This window comes from Nonomuraea sp. NPDC051941 (assembly GCF_044593615.1).
In genome coordinates, this window is record NZ_JBIUCF010000032.1 from 101,668 (window position 1) to 122,134 (window position 20,467).

Genomic DNA, 20,467 nt, shown 5'->3' on the forward strand with positions numbered 1-20,467 from the left:
GTTCACACCTCCTCGGTGACCAGCACGGTCCGGACGCCGGGCCGTTCTGGGGCGGTCCACGCCGATTCCACCTCGGCCAGCGGGACGATCCGGGCGCTGACCGCGATCCGGCCCTGGTCGATCTCGTCCACCAGCTCGGGCAACTCCTCCAGGTAGGCCCGGGCCGACACCGCGCCCTGGCCGCTGCCCTGCAACCGGAAGTTGGCCGAGCGCAACGCCACCGACGGCACCTCGACGGTCGGACCGGCCACCGCGCCGATCTGGATCCAGTTCAGCTCCCGGCCGCGATCGGAGCGCGCCCACAGCAGCGCCGGGATCACCGAGGCGGCCGGTTCGCCCCACAGGTAGTCGAGGACGAGGTCCACTTCGGCGGCGGCCTCGGCCAGTGCGGCGTCGGTGAGCGCGACCGCGGCGTCCGCGCCGAGCTCGGGCAGCAGGGCCAGCCGGCCGGGGTCGCGCCCGGCGCCGACCACCCGCCCGGCCCCGAGCCGCTTGGCCACCTGGACGGCCATCTGCCCGGCGTTGCCGGTGGCGCCCAGCACCAGCACCGACTGGCCGGGCCGGATCGGCACCCGGCGGCGCAGCGCCATCCACGACGACATGGCCGGGTTCATCGCGGCGGCCACCTTGACCACGTCCACATCATCCGGAAGCGGGACGCACCGGCGGACGTCGACCACGGTGCGGGTGGCCATCGGGCCGGTCAGTTCGTCATCGGCCACGAAGTAGACCAGCCGGCCGTCCGGGAGCCGGCCGACGCCGTCCACGCCGGGGACCATCGGCAGCTTGCCGGTGCTGGTGTAGTGCCGGCCGGCGGCCCCGCTGCGTACCCGGGGGTGCAGGCCGACCGCGAGCACGTCGAGGACCACCTCGTCCTCGTCGGCCGGCACGGGCAGATCGAACGGCCCGTAGCGGGGCGGGTGGTCGAACGAGTGAACCACCGCGGCGGACACTTCCATCGGCACTTCCTCACGTAGTCGGAGTCGCCGTACGAACCGGCACGCCCGAACCTAGGCGCGCGCGGCAGCCCGCGTCGTCGCTCCACGACGGCAACTTCGGCTACCCCACAGGGGGTAGAACGGGATACCCCGTTTGGTCCGCGACACCGCGGGCCCCGCCCGATTACGGTGTTCACATGGCGATGACCATGAAACCGGCACTCGGCGACATCCTGCTCGCCGCCGTGCTGATCGCGATCACCATCGCCACCATGGCCTGGCACATCACCGCGCCCCTGCCCGCCTACGTGCTCGCGGTGCTCACCGCGGCCCCGGTCGCGCTCCGCCAGGTCACGCCGGTGCTGACCATGGTGATCATCGGCGCCGCGCTCGCCGTCTACATCCTGGTCGGCTACGGCATGTTCCCCAATGCCGGCATGGGCCTCCTCGTCGGGCTCTTCACCGTGACGACACTGCGGCCCCGGCCCGTCGCGGCCGCCGCCGTGCTCGGCACGGTCGCGCTGATCGTGCTGTCCTACGCCACCAGGCCCGGTCCGTTCCAGTGGCCTGACTTCTTCCAGGACAACCTGCTGGTCGCCGGCGCGTGGGTGCTCGCGGACAGTACGCGGCGCTGGGGCGAACGTACGCGAAGGCTGGCGGAGGAGGCGACCCGCGCGGCGGCGAACGAGCGGGTGCGCATCGCCCGCGAACTGCACGACGTGGTTGCGCACCACATGTCCGTGATCTCATTGCAGGCGGGCGTCGCCGGATACGTGCTCGACACCGATCTGCCGACCGCGCGGACCGCGATCACCACCGTCAGCGACGCGACCCGCGAGGCGCTCATCGAGATGCGCCGGCTGCTGGACGTGCTGCGGGTGGACCCGAGCGGCGGACTGGACGTGTCACCACAACCCGGTCTCGCGTTGCTCGGCGAACTCGTCGACCGCACCCGTGCCGCCGGCCTGCCGGTCGAGGTCGTGATCACCGGCGCCCCCCGGCCGCTGCCGCCCGGCACGGACCTGTGCGCGTACCGCATCCTGCAGGAATCGCTGACCAACGCGCTCAAGCACGCCGGCCCGGCCAGTGCCCGCGTCGAGGTCGGCTACGGCGAACGCACGCTCACCCTGCGGGTCAGCGACGACGGCCATCCCGGCCACCGGGAGCCGGCCAACGTCTCAGGGTCGCACGGCATCCGCGGCATGCGCGAACGGGCCGAGCTGTACGGGGGCGTGCTCACCGCCGGCCCCGCCGAGGAGGGCGGGTTCCACGTCGTCGCCCGGCTGCCGATGGCGGACGTGCCATGACGATCCGCGTGCTCATCGCCGACGACCAGGCGCTGATCCGGACCGGGCTCATCGCGCTGGTGAACGCCGCTCCGGGCCTGGAGGTCGCGGGCGAGGCGGCCGACGGCGAGCAGGCCGTCACCCTGACCGCCTCGGCCCGCCCGGACGTGGTGCTGATGGACATCAAGATGCCGGTGCTCGACGGGATCGCCGCCACCCGGCGCATCCTCGCCGCGCCCGAGCCGCCGCACGTGATCGTCCTGACCACGTTCGACCTGCCGGAGTACGTTTACACCGCGCTCGGCGAGGGCGCGTCCGGGTTCCTGCTCAAGGACACCCCGCCGGACCGGATCATCGCGGCCGTGCATACGGTGGTGGCGGGCGACATCCTCATCACCCCCCGGATCACGCAGCAACTCGTCGACACCTACGCTCACCACCACCGCACCACCTCCGTGGGGACGGCCGAACTGTCCACCCTCACCGCCCGGGAGACCGAAGTGCTCCGCCTCGTCGGCAACGGCCTGTCCAACGCCCAGATCGCCAACCGCCTCACTCTCAGCGAGGCCACGGTCAAGACCCACGTCAAGCGCCTGATGGGCAAACTCGGCCTGAGCAGCCGTGCCCAGGCGGTGGTCGTCGCGTACGAGACCGGCCTGGTCGTACCGGCGAGCCGGCCCCCGCACGACAGCGGGCCGACGGCGGGCTGTACCTGCGGGGGCTGATGCTGGACGGGCGGCGTAAGTCGATGGTGCCGATGGCGGAGCGGCTCATCGACACCACGCCGGACAACCTTCGCCGCCCGAAACGCAGGCACCGCCATTTCGCTGAGCCGCGGGAACGTGACACTCACCCCGGACGGATCTGTCCAGCCCGGCCCGTCCAGGGTCGCCTCGGCGGACCAGCGCAGGTCCCGCACTTGGGTGCAGCATCCCACCAGGCGGTGGTCGGGCGGCATCACCGGTGCACGGACGGCGTCAGAGGCTCCATCCGCAGACGACCAGGTACCCGTCGACGGTGGTGATGAGATCAGAGGTGGGGTCGTCGGGTAGGGCGTGGCCGAGGTCGCGGTTGCGGACCTCGCCGATCCAGCGGTCGTGCTGGTACTCGTGGTTGATGATGGCCATGAGCAGCGTCTGCGCGATGATCTTGAGTTGGGCGGGGGCGCCGACGTCTCCGGCGCCGATGGCGTTCATGCGGGCGTGGACCCGTTCGCCGACGGTGGCGCGGAAGTCGGCCAGTCGCCCGGGGTCGGGCAGGGGCAGCCGGCCTGCTTCCGGGTTGGCGGAGTCCATGAGGTCGTCCAGGTCGGGTGCGGGGCTCGGTTCGGCTGCGGTGAGGTTGCGGACCATGAAATGGGCCACGTGGGCCTGGTGGCCGAGATGCCAGCCGATGGGGCTGAAGTTCTGCTCGGGGCGCCAGTGCAGTTCCTCGGCGGTCAGGTCGCGCCAGAGCTCGTCGGTGTAGGCGCGGGCGCGGTCGTACTCCGCCAGCAGCTGCGGGATCTCATACATCGCGGTCACATCCGATCGTCGGTGGGCGGTCACGAGGACGCCGCCTTTGGGGCAGGGGTGTGGAGCGTACAGCGGCAGCGGGTCGGCCGGCGCGGCAGGCGCGTGAGACGCCCGTGCCGAGCAGTCACCATGACCTCCCGAGCCCGGCCGCCGGTCCCGCACCGGCTCGCTGCGCGGTTTGGGCGGCGAGGACGGCGCGGGCGGCGCGGGCGGCTCGCTCGCCGGCGAGGAGGGCGCCCTCGACGTGTCCGGCGTGGTCGGTGGCGGTTTCGGTCGATGCCCAGTGCAGTCGGCCGGCCAGCGCGGGCCGCTGGTAGAGCGGGTGCCCGAACAGGTCGTAGTCCGTCAGGTGCCGGCCCCCGGGCGGCGAGGTCCATCATGAACTCGGCCATTTTCGCCTCGCTGAAGGCGGTCGAGAACCGAGAAAGCGCAGGTCGAATGGGGTGTGAAGTGGTAGGGCGCCCGGGGCTCGAACCCGGAACCTACGGATTAAAAGTAGGCTCGATTGGTGCCGCTCAGTGCTGCGGGATGTCGCTTTCTATCGCTGTGTCCGAGGTCATCCCTGTCATCGTGTCGGGAAGTGACGGTGGATACCGCGCCGTATCGCGTACACGTGAGCAACCACCGAGCAACCATGCGTCCTTGACCATCGCCATTATGTGCCATTTGTCCCCCGTCTCGGCATGGCTATGTAGGGTCAGGATTTCGTGACGAAGCCCCAGCCCCACGGCAGATCGAACGCGTACGAGCAACCACCGAGCACCATCGGTAGGCGATGTGCGTTTGCTTGCCAGCAGAACTTGTAGTCGCTTCGAAAGTGATGCAGAGCCTGATTGACGTGCATGGATGTGGTTTTCGGCAGAAGCAATTTCCGGACGGGAGACGTCTATAGCCTGCCGTTCGACGACGGTGAATTCGCCAGCTACAGTATCGCGCCGACAAGGTCTATCACGAGATCGACGACCCAGCCCGGGCACTCCAGGAATCCAGGCGGGTGCTGGCCAGCGGGGGACGCATTGTCTTGCTGGGGCAAGATTGGGACACGGTCGTGATCGACTCCAGCCATCCGGCTCTCACCAGGACGATCGTCCACGTTCGGGCGGATCTCACCAGAGCGCCGCGCTCCGCTATCGCAACCTGCTGCTCGACGCGGATTTCCGGGACGTCACTACGGGGGTGCGTACCCGCGTGTTCACCGACGCGCTGATTCTGCCCATGCTGTCGGGGTTCGCCGAGGCCGCGTGCGCCGCGGGTGCCATCACCGAGAAGGAGGCCGCGATCTGGGTCGCCGATCAGGAGGAACGATCCCGGTCAGGGCGCGCCTTCCTCGCTCTGCCGATCTTCATCGCCTCTGGGCGGCGGGCCTGATCGGTTATGGGCGGACCGCGCCGAGGAGGCGATTGCGCCAGTAGTCGTCGAGGGTGCTGATTTTGATGACGTCTCCGGTTTGCGGGGCGTGGACCATCTTGCCGTTGCCGGCGTACATGCCCATGTGCCCGAGGCCTTTGCTGAAGAGCAGGTCGCCAGGTTGCAGCTGGTCCAGGGGGACCCGGCGGCTGGCGCCCCAGTCCCATTGCGTGTAGGTGGTGCGAGGGAGTTCGACTCCGGCCTGGCGCCAGGCGGCCTGGGTGAGGCCGGAGCAGTCGTAGGAGCCGGGGCCGGTGCCGCCCCATCGGTAGGGCTTGCCGATCTGGGCAAAGGCGAACTGGAGGGCTAAGCGGGCGTTGCCGGAGGCGGGGCCGGTGTACTGGATGCCGGGGCTGTTGGGATCGCCGGTCTTGAAGGCGCCGAGTCTGCGCAGGAGCTTGGTCTGCTCCTTGACCAGCTTTTCGACCTTGGTCTTCTCGTCGCGGACCTTGCCACGTGCGGACTCGGCCGCGGCCAGGGCGCTCTTGGCCTCGTCACGTCTGTCGCGCAGCTCCTTGGTGGCCGCCTCGTAGGCGCGGATCTTGGCGGCCTTGGCCTCGGCGATCTGCTGGAGGGAGGCCATGTTGCCCAGGAGCCCTTCTGGGTCGCTCTGACCGACGAGCCTGCCCCACAGCGGGAGCAGCCCCACCTGGTAGTCGTTGACCGCCGCTGTGACGAGGTCCCGGCGGAGCTCGTCGGCCCGGACGTTCTTGCGGCCGAGCTCGGCGTTGAGGGCGGTGTACTTCTTCTGGGCGCTCTTGAACGTCTCGCTGGCCTGGTTGAACTTCTCGACCAGTTGGTCGGCCTGTTCGTTGAGCTTGACGAGCTTGGCTCGGGCCTTGGCGGGCGACGGTTCGGCGACGGCGGCGCCCGGGGCAGCGATCGATGCGGCCAGTGCCAGAGCGGCGGCCACCGCTGTTCGCCCAAGCCATGTCGGCACGGCCACTACGACGCCTCCTCGTACATCTCCAAACCTGGAGCGAAATAGTACAGACCTTGAAGGTCTGCCGGTTCAGTTCGTGACAATTCGGTTCACGAGGCCAAGATGTACTATGACGCATAGCGGATGGTCTGACGATCCGCATGGGGAGATACGCGAGCCACCTCCACGGCGTTCATGCGCCCGGCTAGGAGCCCGGGGCGCGGGTGCATCAGCGATCGGCGAGGTGTTTGGCGCCGTGGCGAGCCGCGGCCAGTTGCCTGGACGGGATAATCAGTGTTGGCCTCCCGGTGGAGTGCATGACATGGGTTGAGGTGCTGCCGGACAGCAGCGCCTGCAGTCCTTACCGTCCGAGAGAGCCGAGCGCGATCAGTGAGGCCTCGGTCTCCTCTGCGACATCCACGACCTCCCCGGGGACGGAGGCGATGCGCGGCTCTGCATTCAGGCCAAGCGTGCGGGCATGTTCAGCTACCCCCAGGGGGTACATGTAAGTGCGCCGGGCTCCCGGGTGTCGCCGCAGCATTACCAGAACGATCAACGCAGCCGGGATGACCAGCGTGAACCCGATGAGCATCCCGGTGCCGAGCCCGACAAGTGCCTGGAGCCAGCCGGGGGCCACGTACAACACACCCGCCACGGCGACCGACCCGCCGAGGACCATGCCCGCCGCCGTCGCCGGGGCTTCCGGCGCGAGGTCCTGCGCCATCACGACGTTGACCGGGCTGCTCGTGTAGAGAACGCGCCTGCCAGGGCGGCGGCGATGAAATACGGCATACCGCCGGGCTCCAGCATGACGATCGAGAGCAGTGGTACGGCGGCGGCGACGAGCGAGCCCACCAGCACCGTCCCGCGGCCGAGGCGTGGGACGAGGACGCCGCCTGGCAGCGAGCCCAACCCCGCCGCCAGGGAGAATGCGGCCAGTGTCCATCCGATCAGCCGGTCATCGGTCGCGAGGCCGTGCTCGTGCACCAGCCAGAGGGGGACGGAGCTGGTGAAGGTGACGAAGGCCGCGTTCGCCAGGGTTGAGGCGAGCGTGAGGACACGCCGATGGGGCCGCGCAGCAACCGCAGGTGGAAGAGTGTATGCAGGGGCCGGTGGCCATGCGGCTCCCAGCCGGGCAGCAGAAGCTTCCCCAGGCGGTGAACAACCCCACGCCAAGGGTTCGATTCGGTACGGTCGGGCCGCCGGCGATCGCCGTGCCCACCGGATGCAGTGCGGCCGAGCCCATGCCGCCGACGATGAGCAGGGCGAAGATCGCCGCGAGCGCGGGCGCGACGCCGATCAAGCTGAGGAACAACGAGGCCGGCAGCACGTCCGTCGCCCCGACCAGGCGCGTGCTGCGGTCTTCGGCGAGTGCACCGAAGACGGGCTGTGTGACTGACGACGCGATCGAATAGACAGCGACGATCAAGGCCGGCGTTGTCGGCCCAACGTCGGCAGCAGGGCGCCCAGCATCGCGGTGATCGCGTCATTGACCCCGTGGACGGTGGCCAGGAAGACGGCCGAAGACGTCCCTTACAGCACGCCTGGCCTGCGGATCACGTGTGGCATGTCGAACTCCTCAAGGTTCTCTGCGTAGTGCTCTTGACGACAGGAATACCGTAGGGGGGTATAGTGTTGGTACGGGCGACAGACCCGAGGGGAGAACTGACATGGCCGGATACACCGACAGCAAGCAGGACCACGCGATGCGGCTGCGCCGTGTGGAGGGGCAGATCCGCGGTCTGCAGCGGATGGTCGAAGAAGACAAGTACTGCATCGACATCCTCACTCAGGTGTCCGCGGCGACCAGTGCGCTGAAGTCGTTCTCCCTGTCGTTGCTCGAGGAGCACCTGGCCCACTGCGTGGCCGAGGCCACCCTCAAGGGCGGTCCGGAGGCTGAGGCGAAGGTCAAGGAAGCCTCTGACGCCATTGCCAGACTCGTTCGTTCCTGACCCGGATATGAAGGAGAGACCGATATGAGCACCGCCACCTACACCGTCAAGGGCATGACCTGCGGCCACTGCGTCAGCTCGGTCAAAGAAGAGGTCAGCGAGGTCGTCGGCGTCACGAACGTCAAGGTCGACCTGGCCACCGGGCTGCTGACCGTGGACAGCGACGGCCCTGTCGACGCGGCGATGATCACCGCCGCGGTTGAAGAGGCCGGATACGAGGTGGCGAACCCATGAACACCGCAACGAAGCTCGGCTCCTACGTCCTGGGCCTGGCCGTCGTCTTCGGCGGCGCCTTGGGAGCGGGGAAGGCGGTCGGGCCTGTCGCAGCACCGGCCGTGGAGGACCACAGCGCCATGACGGCGCCCACCGCGAGCGCGGGCCATGGGGAGCACGCCACCCAGCAGGCGACGAACGATACCCCTGGGGGGCTCCAGGTGTCCGAGAACGGTTACACCCTCAACCCGCTCACCGCGACGATCAAGCCGGGCGAGCCGACCGATGTCCGCTTCACCGTCACCGGACCCGATGGCCGGCCGGTCACCGACTACCAGGTCGAGCACGACAAGAAGCTGCACTTCATCGTCGTCTCCCGCGACCTGGAGAGCTTCCAGCACGTACATCCGGAGATGACGCCCGACGGGACCTGGTCGGTCAAGCTGACGCTGCCGAAGGCGGGCCCGTACCGGGCGTTCGCTGACTTCGCCCCCACCGGCGGTGACGGGCTGACTTTGGGCACCGATCTGTCCGTGGCAGGCGACTACAAGCCCGAGGCGCTGCCGCAGGAGAGCCGTACGGCGACCGTTGACGGATACACCGTAACCTTGGACGGGGAGCTGACGCCGGGGCAGGCGAGCAAGCTCACCCTGAAGGTCAGCAAGGACGGCAAGCCGGTCACCGACCTGCAGCCCTACCTCGGCGCCTACGGTCACCTGGTCGCCCTGCGCGCCAGGGACCTGGCCTACCTGCACGTCCACCCGGACGGCGAGCCCGGTGACGGCAAGACCAAGGCCGGGCCCGAGATCGTCTTCTACGCCGAGGTGCCCAGCACCGGCGACTACAGGCTGTTCCTGGACTTCCAGCACGAGGGCGAGGTCCGCACCGCCGACTTCACCCTCGGCACGGGTCGGCAGCCTGCGATCCCGACGCCGACGCCCAGCGGGCACGGCCACTGAGCGAGAGAAAGGAGAACGGTGATGTCCTCTGTCACTGACGACCGGCAGAACGCGGTCGAGCTCTCGATCGGCGGCATGACGTGCGCCTCGTGCGCCAACCGCATCGAGCGCAAGCTCAACAAGATGGACGGCGTGACGGCGACGGTCAACTACGCCACGGAGAAGGCCAAGGTCACCTTCCCCGAGGATGTCGACCCGCAACAGCTCATCGCCGAGGTGGAGAAGGCCGGCTACACGGCCGCTCTGCCCGCGCCGCCCAAGACGGAAGCGGCCGAGCAGGAGCCGCAGGACGAGCTCCAGCCGCTGCGGCAGCGGCTTGTGACGTCGGTGGTGCTGGCCGTGCCGGTGATCGCGATGGCGATGATCCCGCCGTTGCAGTTCACCAACTGGCAGTGGTTGTCGCTGGTGCTGGCCGCGCCGGTGGTGGTGTACGCGGGCTGGCCCTTCCACAAGGCCGCCTGGACCAACCTGCGGCACGGCGCCGCCACCATGGACACGCTGATCTCGATCGGCACGCTCGCCGCACTCGGCTGGTCCTTGTGGGCCCTGTTCTTCGGCACGGCCGGGACACCGGGCATGACGCACCCGTTCGCGTTCACCATCGAGCGCAGCGACGGGTCGGGCAACATCTACCTGGAGGCGGCGGCTGGGGTGACGGCGTTCATCCTGGCGGGCCGGTATTTCGAGGCGCGCTCCAAGCGGCGGGCGGGTGCGGCGCTGCGGGCTTTGCTGGAGCTGGGCGCCAAGGATGTCGCCGTGCTGCGCGGCGGTGTGGAGACGCGGATCCCGAGCGACCAGCTCAATGTGGGAGACCGGTTCGTGGTCCGGCCGGGCGAGAAGATCGCCACCGATGGGGTGATCGAGGAGGGCACCTCGGCGGTCGACGCCTCGATGCTGACCGGCGAGTCCGTGCCCGTCGAGGTCCGGCCTGGCGACACGGTCACGGGCGCCACCGTGAACGCGGGCGGGCGCTTGATCGTCCGCGCCACGCGGGTGGGCGCCGACACGCAGCTCGCCCAGATGGCCAAGCTGGTGGAGGAGGCCCAGACCGGAAAGGCGCAGGTGCAGCGGCTGGCCGACCGGATCTCCGGCATCTTCGTGCCCGTCGTGATCGCCCTGGCCATCGGCACCCTCGGGTTCTGGCTGGGCACCGGCGACGGCGTGGGTGCGGCCTTCACCGCGGCGGTCGCGGTGCTGATCATCGCCTGCCCGTGCGCGCTGGGGCTGGCCACGCCGACGGCGCTGCTGGTCGGCACCGGGCGGGGCGCCCAACTGGGCATCTTGATCAAGGGTCCTGAGGTGCTGGAGTCCACCCGCCGGATCGACACGATCGTCCTCGACAAGACCGGCACGGTCACCGAGGGCAAGATGACCCTGACCGATGTCCACGTGGCCGAGGGCCAGGACGAGGGTGAGGTGCTGCGCCTCGCCGGGGCGCTGGAGCACGCCTCCGAGCACCCGATCGCCCAGGCCATCGCCAAGGGCGCCACCGCCCGCGTCGGCGAACTCCCTGCGCCGGAGGACTTCGCCAACGTCGAAGGGCTTGGCGTGCAGGGCATCGTCGATGGGCACGCCGTGCTCGTGGGGCGGCCCAGGCTGCTGGAGGAGTGGTCACAGCACCTCACTCCCGACCTCGAGCGAGAGCTGCACGCCGCTCAGGCCGCCGGCCGGACCGCGGTGGCGGTCGGCTGGGACGGCCAGGCCCGCGCGGTGCTCGTGGTGGCCGACGTAGTCAAGCCCACCAGCAAGGAGGCCATCGAGCGGTTCCGGGCGCTCGGTCTCACTCCTGTGCTGCTGACGGGCGACAACGAGGCCGTGGCCAAGACGGTGGCCGCCGAGGTGGGTATCGACGAGGTGATCGCCGAGGTGTTGCCCGCCGACAAGGTCGACGTCGTCAAGAAGCTGCAGGCCGAGGGCAAGGTCGTGGCCATGGTCGGAGACGGCGTCAACGACGCCGCCGCGCTCGCCCAGGCCGACCTCGGGCTGGCGATGGGCACCGGCACCGACGCGGCCATCGAAGCCTCCGATCTCACCCTGGTCCGCGGCGACCTGCGGGTGGCGGCCGACGCCATCCGCCTGTCGCGCAGGACGCTCGGTACGATCAAGAGCAACCTGTTCTGGGCCTTCGCCTACAACGTGGCCGCCCTGCCGCTGGCCGCGCTCGGGCTGCTCAACCCGATGATCGCGGGAGCCGCGATGGCGTTCTCCAGCGTCTTCGTGGTCAGCAACAGCCTGCGGCTACGCCGCTTCAAGTAGGTCCAAGCGCAATGGCTCCGAGCCGATCGGCTCGGAGCCATTCACAACCCCCATGTTGTGACGAACATCCACAGCCCCTGGCCGACGCACATCATGAGGCTGGTCGCGGCGGCCAGACCGGCCAGGGAGAGTCCCACCAGGCCGAGGCTGATCCTGTGTGACGGTGGAGCATCGCCGACGAGCTGGGCCACCCGCGCGGCGGCCGAGCCGTCGAAGGCGGCGACACCCGCGGGCGCCGTACGCCCCTCCATGGCCAGCAGGGCCCCCGCGACGTGACGGGCGCCCACTTGCTCGATCGCCGCCCGGTCAGCGCACAGCTCGGCACGTTCCTTCTGTACCCGCGCCGCCCACCTCAGTAGCGGCAGGAAGAACAGCACGTCCGTGGCTGCGGACAACAGCACTCTGCGCAGGGGGTCGCGGCGACGCGCGTGTGCGGCCTCGTGGCACAGGACCGCCCGTAGTTCGTCGTCGCTCAGCCTCTTCGCGAGACCCGCGCTCACGTAGACCCGGGGTCGCAGCATGCCGGCGCAGAAAGCAAGGGGCTCCTCGGTGGTCAGTAAAGCCGTCCTGGCGGCGAACGCGGTTCGCGGGAGTCTCGCGAGTGATCGGGCGGACTGCCAGGCCAGCCACGTGGTCCTGGCGGCAATGGAGACGATGCTCATGCCGGCCACGATGGCGAACGCCAGCCCCCAGCACTCGGCCATGGTCATGTTCATGCCGAGCTCGGGCGAGGGGCTCCAGAGCAGCCGGATCGCGATCAGCGCGAGCACGATCGCGAGCGGGAGCGGCCGGTGCCGCAGGCCGTAAAGGATCATCCGCGCAGGTCTTCCAGTCGTTTGCGCTGCTCGGGAGTGAGGTCGCCCAGTTTGGCGGCGAACGCCGCCAGCGCCGCGTCGCCGAACCGCTCCACGAACCTGCTCGTCTCCTGCGCGCTCGCCGCCGCGAGGAACTCGGCGGGCGACTGTGCCACCCGGTAGTGGTGGGCCCGCTGCCCCGCCTCGGCACTGGAGGCGAGCAGGCCCTTGTCCGCCAGGCGGCGCAGCGTGGTCATCACCGTCGTGTAGGCGAGCTCGGGCATCAGGACCTGTACGGCGCGGACCACGAAGGGCTCCGTGACCGTGCCCGACCACAGGGCGCGCATGATGCGGCCCTCCAGCGGCCCCAGCACGGCCGCCGCGCGCTCCAGCTCGTCGCTCACCCAGCACCTCCTATTGCCCGATAGTAGCAAAGTTGCTTACTATGCCTAGCTAGTACTACAAGGCGATAGTAGGAGTGTTCCCGTGTACGACGTGATCATCATCGGAGCCGGCCCCGCAGGGCTGAACGCCGCGCTCACGCTGGGGCGGGTGCGCAGGCGCACGTTGCTCGTCGACGGCGGCCCCGGACGGAACGCGGTGAGCGGAGCGGTGCACAACCTGCTCTCTCGCGATGGCATCGCGCCCGGCGAACTGCGTGCGATCGCGCTGGAGCAGTTGACGCGGTACCCCGACGTGGAGGTACGGCAGGCGCGCGTCATGCACGCCGCCGAAGGGTTCGAGGTCGTCCTGGAGGACGGGTGGCGGGCCGAGGCCGCCCGGCTGGTGCTGGCCACCGGCGTGCGAGACGTGCTGCCCTCGGTTTCCGGGTTGGCGGAACGCTGGGGGGACGGCGTGGTGCACTGCCCGTACTGCCACGGCTGGGAGCGCCATGGGCGGCGGCTCGCGGTGCTGGAGGTCGACGGCTGGGGCGTTCATCAAGCCGTTCACCTGGCCAGGCTCAGCTCGGACGTCGTGCTGTGCACCAACGGCGGCGAGATCTCCGATGCCCAGCGCGCCATGCTCGCCGACCGCGGCGTTCAGATCAGGGAAGACGTGGTGGACCGGCTGGAAGGGAAGGGCACGGCGCTGGCGCGGATCGTCTTCAAGGACGCCGGCTACATCGAGAGGGATGCGCTCTTCTGCCATCCCTCCACCCGGCAGGCGTCCGACCTGGCGGAACGCCTCGGCTGCCGCCTGCTGGAGGACGGCGCGGTCGAGGTCGACGACTTCGGCAAGACGTCCAGTCCTGGCCTCTACGCTGCCGGCGACATGGCCAGGCGTCCCGCGATGCCCTTCGCGGGAGCGCAGGTCGTCCTGGGCGCCGCGGCAGGCGTCGTGGCGGCGGTCACCATCGATCAAGAGCTCCTTTACGCCTGAGGCGGGTCAGTCCGTGGTGGCGAAGGCCCTGCTGCCGTTCTGACTGGTGTGGATATCCGGCTCCCGCAGGGTGCTCATGGCGTTCCTGCGCCGTGACGATAGGCCCGCACAGCCCAGCGGCCCGAAGCTACAGCCCGCCGTCTCGTCATGGTCATCTTGATCGGGCTGCTCACGAAGTGGGCAAGCGGAGCCGTTTGAGGGCGAGGGCGTTGACGGCCGCGATCGAGGCCATGGACATCCCGGCATGCCCGCCATGCCCCATCATTTCGTGTGGTGAGACCGCCTCCTCGGCAGGAGCGGCGTGGCCGGCGTGCGGGGCCTCCATCGGGGTGGCACGCGGCGGGTCAGGTTCGGCCATCGGATCGCAGATGTGGGAGGGCACCGACTGCCCTGCGCAGTGGTAGCCGCACTCGATCAACCAGGCGCGCAGCTCGGCGAGCGACGTGCGGCGCGGATCGAATTCCACGGTCGCCGTCTGGGCGACCGGGTTCGCCTCCACGCCCAGCACCCCCGGGCGGCGGCTCAAGGTGGCCACGACGACGTTCTGCTCGGAGGCCCACCGCAGCCCGCTGACGTCCAGGATCGCGGTGCTGCGTTCCTTGCCGTCGTCACGGTGTGCCCGGTGGACCGAGGCGTGTACCGCGTGCGCGGATGCCTGCCGAGCGAGGAGAACATCACAGAGCTGGCCAAGTGCATCCGCAGCAACCTCGACTGCGCGGACAGCTGCGAGACGACCGCACGGGTGCTGGCACGGCACACCGTCCGGCGCCGACCCTCCCGCCATGCCAGGCACGCTGCGCATTCCGTCGGCGGCGTCGTGGCGTTGCTCGTGATCACGACCTTCTCCGTGGTCAAGCCGCAGGGGCTGACCGGGTGCGGGTGGCGTAAGCAGCAGGAACGACGCCGCAAGTAAAGCGAGAAGGCGTCGGAGTCAATGGCCATGCCGTAGGTCGACATTTCCCTCAAGGGAGATCGTTTCGGCATAACGTCACGATCCGGTCAAGTTAACTACTACAGTTCATCGTACTGGCCGGGTGGCCTGCCTTCCCCCGAAGGCGACCGGCCAGCCGCTCAATCCCGCCCCGGCGGGGGCCGGGGAACCAATCGCTTGGCATGATCCAAGCACGGGGTGAATCCGCCGCGTACGCGGTAGTAGGGCGTCTCCTGGCCCGAATCCGTCAGCTAACCCGGTAGGCGGTCAAGGAGAAAGGGTCATCCGCCTTACCCATGGCATCCATTGACGAGGGTCTGCTCGAGGCTGCTCAGAAGTATCTCGGCTACCAGGAACAGGGCAACGGCTATACCAGGTTCGGCGACTGGTACTACGCCAACGTGGATCAAAGCGATCCCTACTTCAAGACCGCTCCGTGGTGCGACATGTTCATCACCTGGGCCGCCAACCAGGCGGGGGTGGAGAAGTACGTCGGCGAGTTCGCCTACACCGTCGACCATGCGAAGTGGTTCCAGGCCCAGGGAGCCTGGAGCGACAAGCCGGAGCCGGGTGCGATCGTGTTCTACGACTGGAGCGGCTCGAAGGACGTCGAGGGGATCGATCATGCGGGCATCGTTGAGCGGGTCGACGGCGAACGGATAGCCACGATCGAGGGCAACATCGACAAGGTGTGGCTGAAGCGCAAGGACCGCGATCAGAGCAAGGTCGTGGGGTACGGGTTGCCGAGAAAGGTACGAGAGAAGGCGGGAGGCGGCAGGGAGGTCGTGATCCTCGAAGGCGAGCTGGGTTCGTCTCCGACGCAGCCCGCCGCGTTCGGGAAAGCCGGGCCACCGAAAGCCGCTGTGGCAGCCGTCGCGCCGGCCTCAGGAGGGGCCACGCTCCTGGTCGGCACGATGGCGGTCCCGGCAGGCGCCCTCGTCGCGCTGCTCGGCACTGTCCTGGTCATCAGGCGGGCGAGAAAACGGCAGTTCGCCAGGCCTTCTTCGGCGGGCGGGCGGCATCGTCGCACTGGCGGTGGACGCCAGACCCTGGCCACCTAGCCGATCGACGGCTCAGCGCGCGGCGCCGAAGGCGGTGGCGAAGGTTTTGCCTCCGTCCTTGGATTCCAGCACCGTGCCGTCCTCCATCGCGGCCGGCAGGCGCCGCCGGTCCACGGCCGTGAACGCGGTGGCCTGGCCGGGCAGCTTACCGGCGTCGGATGAGGCCGAGGTGCGGCGGGCGATCCGGGGAGACGTCCTCGGCCGAAGGGTGTCCGCCGGCCCAAAAGGCCTTCGGGCCGGCGATCGTGAAGCCCATGTGGTCCTGGTCGCGGTCGGCTACCCGGGTCATGGTCGTCGGGGATGTGACCTTGAACAGCCCGTGGTGCCCCGCGACGTAGAGGGCTCCGTCGGCGGGATCGACGCCGAGGCCGTGGACATGGCCCCACCGAGGTCGGGCTCTCCCGTACCGCCGGCCTCCGGCGATGCCTGACCACAGCTCGCCAGAGCTACAGCCGGCACGACTCCTGCGGCGCCTGTACGCAGCCGCTGACCTACACGCGTCATGGGCGCGAGCCGACAATCATCTACTAGCCATCTTCGTAGACAGGCTAGAGGGTGAGGAAGGAGTGGCAGTGGTGGGCGAGGAACGCGCCCACGCCCGGGGCCGCGGCAAGCGTGGCGGGACCGGCGAGCAGCACCGTCACCACCAAGAGCCCGGCGAGACGCTCTCGCCTGTCGAGCGGCTCCTGCGGATGCAGCATCCGGCGCACGCGGGTGAGCGCCGTCTCGCCACCCGCGCCCAGCGCGAAAGCCGGAACCCGTCCCGTGGCGAGTCGGACCAGGGCTGCGGCGATGTGGACGCGCGGGTGGCGGCGGGCGGCCACGTCGTCGGCCAGCAGCTCGACCAGGCGGGCGATCTCGGCCCGCGCCGCCTCGAACAGCGGCACGCGGGGGAACGCCCGTGCCAGTGTCTCGGCGCCGGCCAGCACCAGATGATGGCGCCCGCGCAGGTGGGCCTGCTCGTGGGCCAGCACGGCGGCGACCTGCTCCGGTGCGAGCGAGCGCAACGCGCCGGTGGTGATGACCGCGTGCCCGTTCCGGCCGGGCAGGCAGTACGCCAGGCGCTCGTCGTAGTCGACCACGAGCGCGCCGAGATGGACGTCGTGCTTGCCCAAAAGGGAGAGCGTCTCGGCATGCCGCCGCCGGTCGCGGCGCGCGCCCAGCAGCACGGCTCCACCGGTATAGGCCAAACGCGCGAGGATCAGCCCGTCGACGACGAGGCCGACCCGGGCGCTTGTCGAACTCAGCGTCGCCCCGTCGCCCAGCAGGGCGGCGCAGGCCTCGAACAGCCCGGCCAGGCCGTGCCCCACGACGGAGGCGGGCACGGCCACGGCGAACGCCGACAGCAGCACCGACACGACCACCGACACGCTCGCCGCCTGCCACATGATGATCGCCAGCCGGGGCGCGCGATCGGCCCACCCGGCTCGCCGTAGGAGCCTTGGCAGTAGCAGGGCCGCAAAGGCGCCGTAAAGTGCGAGGACGATGGCCACCGTCATGAGCTGCGGTCCCTCGCCGGGTACACCCGGAGGGCCGCTTCCAGCGCGCTCGCCTCCTCGGGGGTGAGCCGTTCCAGGAAGTGCACCAGCGTGGCCGCCCTGTTGCCGCTGCTGGCCAGAGACTGGCGCATCACATCGGCGGTGTAGGCCTCCTTCGACGACACCGCCTCGTAGATGTACGCCCGGCCGACCGGTTTGCGCTTGAGCAGGCCCTTGGTGTGGAGCTTGTCCATCACGGTCATCACGGTCGTGTAGGCGATGACGCGGTCCTTCTGGAGATACTCCAGGACATCCCTGACCGAGGCCGGCTCCTTGATGACCCACATGCGGTCCATGATCGTGGACTCGAGCTCTCCCAGGCCACGCACCATCTGCCAGCCCCCTCTACTCGCCGGTGCACTCAATGCTACCGGCGATCGTAGACGCCAGCTACGAGCTGACCGCCATCTGACCAGAGCGTCCGGAGGCGGTGGCCGCGGCCGCCTCCGGACGCTCCGGCAGGCGCACGCCGTCAGGCAACTCGCCGGGACGGCGGCGTCCGTGGGGCGCTACGAGGCTTCGTAGTAAATTGGTGGAGCTCGGGAAGTTCCGATTACCAAGGGGGAGCCGATGGGGGTTGCGCGGCGACTCCTCGCGTTGCGGGTCGTGCGCGGCTTCCTGCTCGTCTTCCTCGCCTTGGGCGTGTGCGGCATGCACACGCTGGGACATCTCGACGGCGGCCACGGCGGCACCTCGTCCGATGTTCGTGGCATGGGCGTCGTCCTGGAGCCCGTTCCCATGGCTTCGGTGGGGCTGCAGGCATTTGTTCCCGAGCATGACATGCCCGGGTTTGACCCGACGGATGTATGCCTGGCCGTATTGACCTCGTTCATGGTCATGATGATGCTGGCCGCCTGGATCAAAGTGCGGCGGCGAACCGGCGGCCGGGGCTGGTCCCGTCTATCCGTCCGGCAGGTCGCCAGACCTCCGCCCAAGACCACGTCCTTGCGCCTGGCAAGGCTCTCGATGTTGCGCATATAGGCCGATGTTCCGCGCGGACCTGCCCCGAGGCGGCCCGCATACAGGCCGACCGTTCCAACACATCGAGAGACCAGACAACCATGCGTATCAACCGCAAGATTTCCGTTGCCGTCGTCGCGGGTGGGCTCGCTCTGCTGACCGCGTGCGGTGGCAACAGCGACTCCATGGCCGGGCACGAGGGGATGAGCAGCGCCAGCGCGCCTGCCGCCACCAGCGCGAGCGCGCAGCCGTCGGGTGCGTTCAACGACGCCGATGTCATGTTCGCGCAGATGATGATCCCGCACCACGAGCAGGCGGTCGAGATGGCCGACCTGGCCTCCACCCGGGCGAGCGACCCGGAGGTCAAGGACCTCGCGGCGAAGATCAAGGCTGCTCAGGACCCGGAGATCCAGACCATGAAGGGCTGGCTGACGGAGTGGGGCAAGCCCGCGCCCGAGGGTGGCATGGGGCATGACATGCCGGGCGTCATGTCCGAGGAGGACATGAAGAAGCTGGAAGCGGCCAAGGGCAAGGCCTTCGACAAGCTGTTCGTCCAGCAGATGATCGCCCATCACAACGGCGCGATCGCGATGGCCAAGACCGAGCAGACGGGCGGCTCGAACCCGCAGGCCAAGGAACTGGCCAAGACCATCGAGACCACCCAGCAGGCCGAGGTGGAGCAACTGCAGAAGATCCTCGACCGGCTCTGATCCAGGGATCCGCCCGGGCACGCCGAGTGCCCGGGCGGTCTCCTGGCCGTGTATGCAGGGAACGGCCAGGCGCGCGGCCGGCCCTTCCTGGATCGGTTGTCGCCAGCGGACGAAGGCGACCATGATGCCCATGGCGCCGTCATAGGCGGCGGGTTCGTTGTACTGGGTGTGGACCCTGATCTTGTCGCCTAAGGAGAAGGTGAGATTGGGGTCGCAGGTGGTGAAGTCCGACACCGATCCCATGTATGCCATGAGCGGTGCGTTCGGATGCCCGTCGGAAGTGACGGGGTTGGCGCCGACCGGGTGCCCGTCCGTCCCGGCGCCGGGGCCGGCGGGCAGGTACATGGAGTCGGGCGCGTATCCGGCCACGGAGGTGCAGGAGTAGCGGTTCTTGGTCACGTTCTGGAGGGACACGCTGATGCTGCGGTCGTGGGCGTGGCCGCCGACCGCCACGAGGGTGCCGCCGGGGGGGACGGTCGTGGTCCAGTGGAGTCGGAGTATCCGGCGGGGACGGACCGCTCGGAGTCGCCCCATTTGTCGCCGGCTTTGACGTGGTAGCCGTTGTTGCCCGTGGTGTAGAGGGTGTTGAGCGTGCGCTTGTTGCCGGCCGCGAAGAAGCGTTCGTTGCCACCTTGGAGCAGGCCGAGCTGGTTGATCACGTCTCCGAAACCCGGTGGGCAGGTGACGTCCCAGCGGCTGAAGTCGACGTTGACGACGTGGTGCAGCATGCCGCCGGTGTCCATGTTGACGCCCGTGTCGGTGCCGGCGAAGACGAGGTCGGGCATGATGCCGGTGATGTAGCAGTTCGCATGGCATCAGAAAGAGTCGGTGAATTGCTGTTAATTCACCGACGCGAGGTGGTCAATGCCTTTTGGACGGCTTGTCTGTTAGTGCGGTACGACGCCGTCGGCCAGCACTCGCCGGTAGTTCGCGATGCGATCGTCGACGGAGTCCAGGCAGCAGCTGGAGCACTTCACCTGCTCGGCCGAGGTGTAGTAGAGGCAGCAGGTGTTGCGCAGGTAGAAGAGCCCTTCCCGATCGCCCTCCTTGAGCCGGATGACCGTGCCCAAACGCTCCGGATCTCCGGTGGCCGCGGCCAGGAAGGTCTTGTACGCGGTTTCCAACTGGTCGACGTCTCCGCCTCGCCGGCTCGCGATGCAGAAGGCCGCCGCGCACCCATGGGCCACGCCGCCGTAGAGTTGCCGCAGGCCGGCTCGGGTGTGTACGTGCATGGCCTGCGCCAGAGGCAGCAGGTGCTCGTCCAGCACCCATGCGACCAGCTGCTCCACGGGCGCCCGCGTGACCGCGGGCTCGCGCAGCCCGACTGCCTCGAAGCCGTGATGGGGAGAGAGCCGGATGGCGACGTTGTGCGGCCGCATGTCGATCACCGCGCCCTCGACGGCCCAGGCCAGCACGGCGGCCGCGGTCACGGTGCCGGCGTAGACCGCCATCACGGTCAGCGCGGTCGCATGGTCGGAGACCTGGCCGCTGGCCCGGCGCTCGGCGTCGAGCACGCGCTTCAGCTCGTCGGACCACGGGTCCAGCAGCCGATCGCAGCCGATCCAGTCGTCTCCCGGCGTGAGCCCGCGCTGGAGGCGGAAGCGGTCGCCGAAGGATTCGAGCCGCGCGAAGACGTCCGTCACTCT

The 20,467-nt window shown here is 69.2% G+C and carries 26 protein-coding genes, 1 pseudogene and 1 riboswitch; of the genes and pseudogenes, 14 read left to right on the forward strand and 13 right to left on the reverse strand.

The window, feature by feature from the left end; translation table 11 throughout:
- Positions 1-2: 2 nt before the first annotated feature.
- Positions 3-959 (reverse strand): zinc-binding alcohol dehydrogenase family protein, encoded by a 957-nt coding sequence (locus ACIHFD_RS41730; protein WP_397371633.1) that lies wholly within the window; start codon positions 957-959, stop codon positions 3-5.
- A 176-nt stretch (positions 960-1,135) separates the two neighbouring features.
- Between ACIHFD_RS41730 and ACIHFD_RS41735 the strand changes: the two genes are divergently transcribed.
- From ACIHFD_RS41735 to ACIHFD_RS41745, 3 genes and pseudogenes are all read left to right on the forward strand, one after another.
- Entirely contained in the window at positions 1,136-2,245 is a 1,110-nt protein-coding gene (locus tag ACIHFD_RS41735) for a sensor histidine kinase (protein ID WP_397371634.1), read from the forward strand.
- Positions 2,242-2,949, forward strand: coding sequence for a response regulator (locus tag ACIHFD_RS41740; RefSeq protein ID WP_397371635.1), 708 nt, complete (start codon positions 2,242-2,244; stop codon positions 2,947-2,949). Before ACIHFD_RS41735 ends, ACIHFD_RS41740 begins: the two co-directional genes overlap by 4 nt.
- Positions 2,913-3,026: pseudogene (locus tag ACIHFD_RS41745) on the forward strand (transposase); the annotation flags it as partial. The gene ACIHFD_RS41740 and the pseudogene ACIHFD_RS41745, both read left to right, overlap by 37 nt.
- Before the next feature lie 175 nt (positions 3,027-3,201).
- Here ACIHFD_RS41745 and ACIHFD_RS41750 read toward each other — a convergent pair.
- Positions 3,202-3,738: a DinB family protein gene (locus ACIHFD_RS41750; protein ID WP_397371636.1), complete on the reverse strand. Its 537-nt coding sequence runs from the start codon at positions 3,736-3,738 to the stop codon at positions 3,202-3,204.
- A 124-nt stretch (positions 3,739-3,862) separates the two neighbouring features.
- Positions 3,863-4,087: an FAD-dependent oxidoreductase gene (locus tag ACIHFD_RS41755; protein WP_397371686.1), complete on the reverse strand. Its 225-nt coding sequence runs from the start codon at positions 4,085-4,087 to the stop codon at positions 3,863-3,865.
- Positions 4,088-4,926: 839 nt separating this feature from the next.
- Here ACIHFD_RS41755 and ACIHFD_RS41760 point away from each other — a divergent pair.
- Complete coding sequence (locus tag ACIHFD_RS41760; protein WP_397371637.1) at positions 4,927-5,106, forward strand: hypothetical protein; 180 nt, start codon at positions 4,927-4,929, stop codon at positions 5,104-5,106.
- Positions 5,107-5,110: 4 nt separating this feature from the next.
- Here the strand turns inward: ACIHFD_RS41760 and ACIHFD_RS41765 are convergent, their stop codons facing one another.
- From ACIHFD_RS41765 to ACIHFD_RS41775, 3 genes are all read right to left on the reverse strand, one after another.
- Complete coding sequence (locus ACIHFD_RS41765) at positions 5,111-6,085, reverse strand: NlpC/P60 family protein (protein ID WP_397371638.1); 975 nt, start codon at positions 6,083-6,085, stop codon at positions 5,111-5,113.
- 343 nt (positions 6,086-6,428) lie between these two features.
- Positions 6,429-6,794, reverse strand: coding sequence for a hypothetical protein (locus ACIHFD_RS41770; RefSeq protein WP_397371639.1), 366 nt, complete (start codon positions 6,792-6,794; stop codon positions 6,429-6,431).
- Complete coding sequence (locus ACIHFD_RS41775; RefSeq protein WP_397371640.1) at positions 6,791-7,243, reverse strand: MFS transporter; 453 nt, start codon at positions 7,241-7,243, stop codon at positions 6,791-6,793. The genes ACIHFD_RS41770 and ACIHFD_RS41775 overlap by 4 nt, the downstream gene beginning before the upstream one ends.
- Between ACIHFD_RS41775 and ACIHFD_RS41780 the strand changes: the two genes are divergently transcribed.
- The 5 genes from ACIHFD_RS41780 to ACIHFD_RS41800 all read left to right on the forward strand — a co-directional run bounded on the left by ACIHFD_RS41780 (position 7,180) and on the right by ACIHFD_RS41800 (position 11,447).
- Entirely contained in the window at positions 7,180-7,482 is a 303-nt protein-coding gene (locus ACIHFD_RS41780; protein ID WP_397371689.1) for a hypothetical protein, read from the forward strand. The genes ACIHFD_RS41775 and ACIHFD_RS41780 overlap by 64 nt on opposite strands.
- Positions 7,483-7,737: 255 nt before the next feature.
- Positions 7,738-8,019, forward strand: a complete 282-nt coding sequence (locus ACIHFD_RS41785) for a metal-sensitive transcriptional regulator (protein WP_397371641.1) — start codon at positions 7,738-7,740, stop codon at positions 8,017-8,019.
- 24 nt (positions 8,020-8,043) lie between these two features.
- Positions 8,044-8,253: a heavy-metal-associated domain-containing protein gene (locus tag ACIHFD_RS41790; RefSeq protein ID WP_397371642.1), complete on the forward strand. Its 210-nt coding sequence runs from the start codon at positions 8,044-8,046 to the stop codon at positions 8,251-8,253.
- The gene (locus tag ACIHFD_RS41795) at positions 8,250-9,191 is read left to right on the forward strand and encodes a hypothetical protein (protein ID WP_397371643.1); all 942 of its coding nucleotides are present in this window, start codon (positions 8,250-8,252) and stop codon (positions 9,189-9,191) included. The genes ACIHFD_RS41790 and ACIHFD_RS41795 overlap by 4 nt, the downstream gene beginning before the upstream one ends.
- 21 nt (positions 9,192-9,212) lie before the next feature.
- The gene (locus ACIHFD_RS41800; RefSeq protein WP_397371644.1) at positions 9,213-11,447 is read left to right on the forward strand and encodes a heavy metal translocating P-type ATPase; all 2,235 of its coding nucleotides are present in this window, start codon (positions 9,213-9,215) and stop codon (positions 11,445-11,447) included.
- Positions 11,448-11,488: 41 nt separating this feature from the next.
- Here ACIHFD_RS41800 and ACIHFD_RS41805 read toward each other — a convergent pair whose 3' ends face one another.
- Together ACIHFD_RS41805 and ACIHFD_RS41810 are read right to left on the reverse strand one after the other, a co-directional pair.
- A complete protein-coding gene (locus ACIHFD_RS41805; RefSeq protein WP_397371645.1) occupies positions 11,489-12,262 on the reverse strand; it encodes a M56 family metallopeptidase in 774 nt (257 codons plus the stop codon).
- A complete protein-coding gene (locus tag ACIHFD_RS41810) occupies positions 12,259-12,645 on the reverse strand; it encodes a BlaI/MecI/CopY family transcriptional regulator (protein ID WP_397371646.1) in 387 nt (128 codons plus the stop codon). The genes ACIHFD_RS41805 and ACIHFD_RS41810 overlap by 4 nt, the downstream gene beginning before the upstream one ends.
- 82 nt (positions 12,646-12,727) lie before the next feature.
- Here ACIHFD_RS41810 and ACIHFD_RS41815 point away from each other — a divergent pair, with 82 nt between their 5' ends.
- On the forward strand, positions 12,728-13,621 hold the full coding sequence (locus tag ACIHFD_RS41815; protein ID WP_397371647.1) for an NAD(P)/FAD-dependent oxidoreductase: 894 nt from the start codon (positions 12,728-12,730) through the stop codon (positions 13,619-13,621).
- Between the two features lie 169 nt (positions 13,622-13,790).
- Here the strand turns inward: ACIHFD_RS41815 and ACIHFD_RS41820 are convergent, their stop codons facing one another.
- Positions 13,791-14,204, reverse strand: a complete 414-nt coding sequence (locus tag ACIHFD_RS41820) for a cation transporter (RefSeq protein ID WP_397371687.1) — start codon at positions 14,202-14,204, stop codon at positions 13,791-13,793.
- 39 nt (positions 14,205-14,243) lie between these two features.
- Here ACIHFD_RS41820 and ACIHFD_RS41825 point away from each other — a divergent pair, with 39 nt between their 5' ends.
- On the forward strand, positions 14,244-14,534 hold the full coding sequence (locus ACIHFD_RS41825) for a hypothetical protein (protein WP_397371690.1): 291 nt from the start codon (positions 14,244-14,246) through the stop codon (positions 14,532-14,534).
- 145 nt (positions 14,535-14,679) lie between these two features.
- Positions 14,680-14,834, forward strand: a riboswitch (cyclic di-AMP (ydaO/yuaA leader).
- Between the two features lie 14 nt (positions 14,835-14,848).
- Entirely contained in the window at positions 14,849-15,613 is a 765-nt protein-coding gene (locus ACIHFD_RS41830) for a CHAP domain-containing protein (protein ID WP_397371648.1), read from the forward strand.
- Positions 15,614-16,161: 548 nt separating this feature from the next.
- Here the strand turns inward: ACIHFD_RS41830 and ACIHFD_RS41835 are convergent.
- Entirely contained in the window at positions 16,162-17,112 is a 951-nt protein-coding gene (locus ACIHFD_RS41835) for a M56 family metallopeptidase (RefSeq protein ID WP_397371649.1), read from the reverse strand.
- The gene (locus ACIHFD_RS41840) at positions 17,109-17,483 is read right to left on the reverse strand and encodes a BlaI/MecI/CopY family transcriptional regulator (protein ID WP_397371650.1); all 375 of its coding nucleotides are present in this window, start codon (positions 17,481-17,483) and stop codon (positions 17,109-17,111) included. The genes ACIHFD_RS41835 and ACIHFD_RS41840 overlap by 4 nt, the downstream gene beginning before the upstream one ends.
- A 274-nt stretch (positions 17,484-17,757) precedes the next feature.
- Here ACIHFD_RS41840 and ACIHFD_RS41845 point away from each other — a divergent pair, with 274 nt between their 5' ends.
- Positions 17,758-18,132, forward strand: coding sequence for a hypothetical protein (locus tag ACIHFD_RS41845; RefSeq protein WP_397371651.1), 375 nt, complete (start codon positions 17,758-17,760; stop codon positions 18,130-18,132).
- An 80-nt stretch (positions 18,133-18,212) separates the two neighbouring features.
- Complete coding sequence (locus ACIHFD_RS41850; RefSeq protein ID WP_397371652.1) at positions 18,213-18,821, forward strand: DUF305 domain-containing protein; 609 nt, start codon at positions 18,213-18,215, stop codon at positions 18,819-18,821.
- Positions 18,822-19,216: 395 nt separating this feature from the next.
- Here ACIHFD_RS41850 and ACIHFD_RS41855 read toward each other — a convergent pair whose 3' ends face one another.
- Positions 19,217-19,606 (reverse strand): hypothetical protein, encoded by a 390-nt coding sequence (locus tag ACIHFD_RS41855; RefSeq protein ID WP_397371653.1) that lies wholly within the window; start codon positions 19,604-19,606, stop codon positions 19,217-19,219.
- Between the two features lie 102 nt (positions 19,607-19,708).
- Positions 19,709-20,464, reverse strand: coding sequence for a (2Fe-2S)-binding protein (locus ACIHFD_RS41860; protein WP_397371654.1), 756 nt, complete (start codon positions 20,462-20,464; stop codon positions 19,709-19,711).
- Positions 20,465-20,467: the final 3 nt, after the last annotated feature.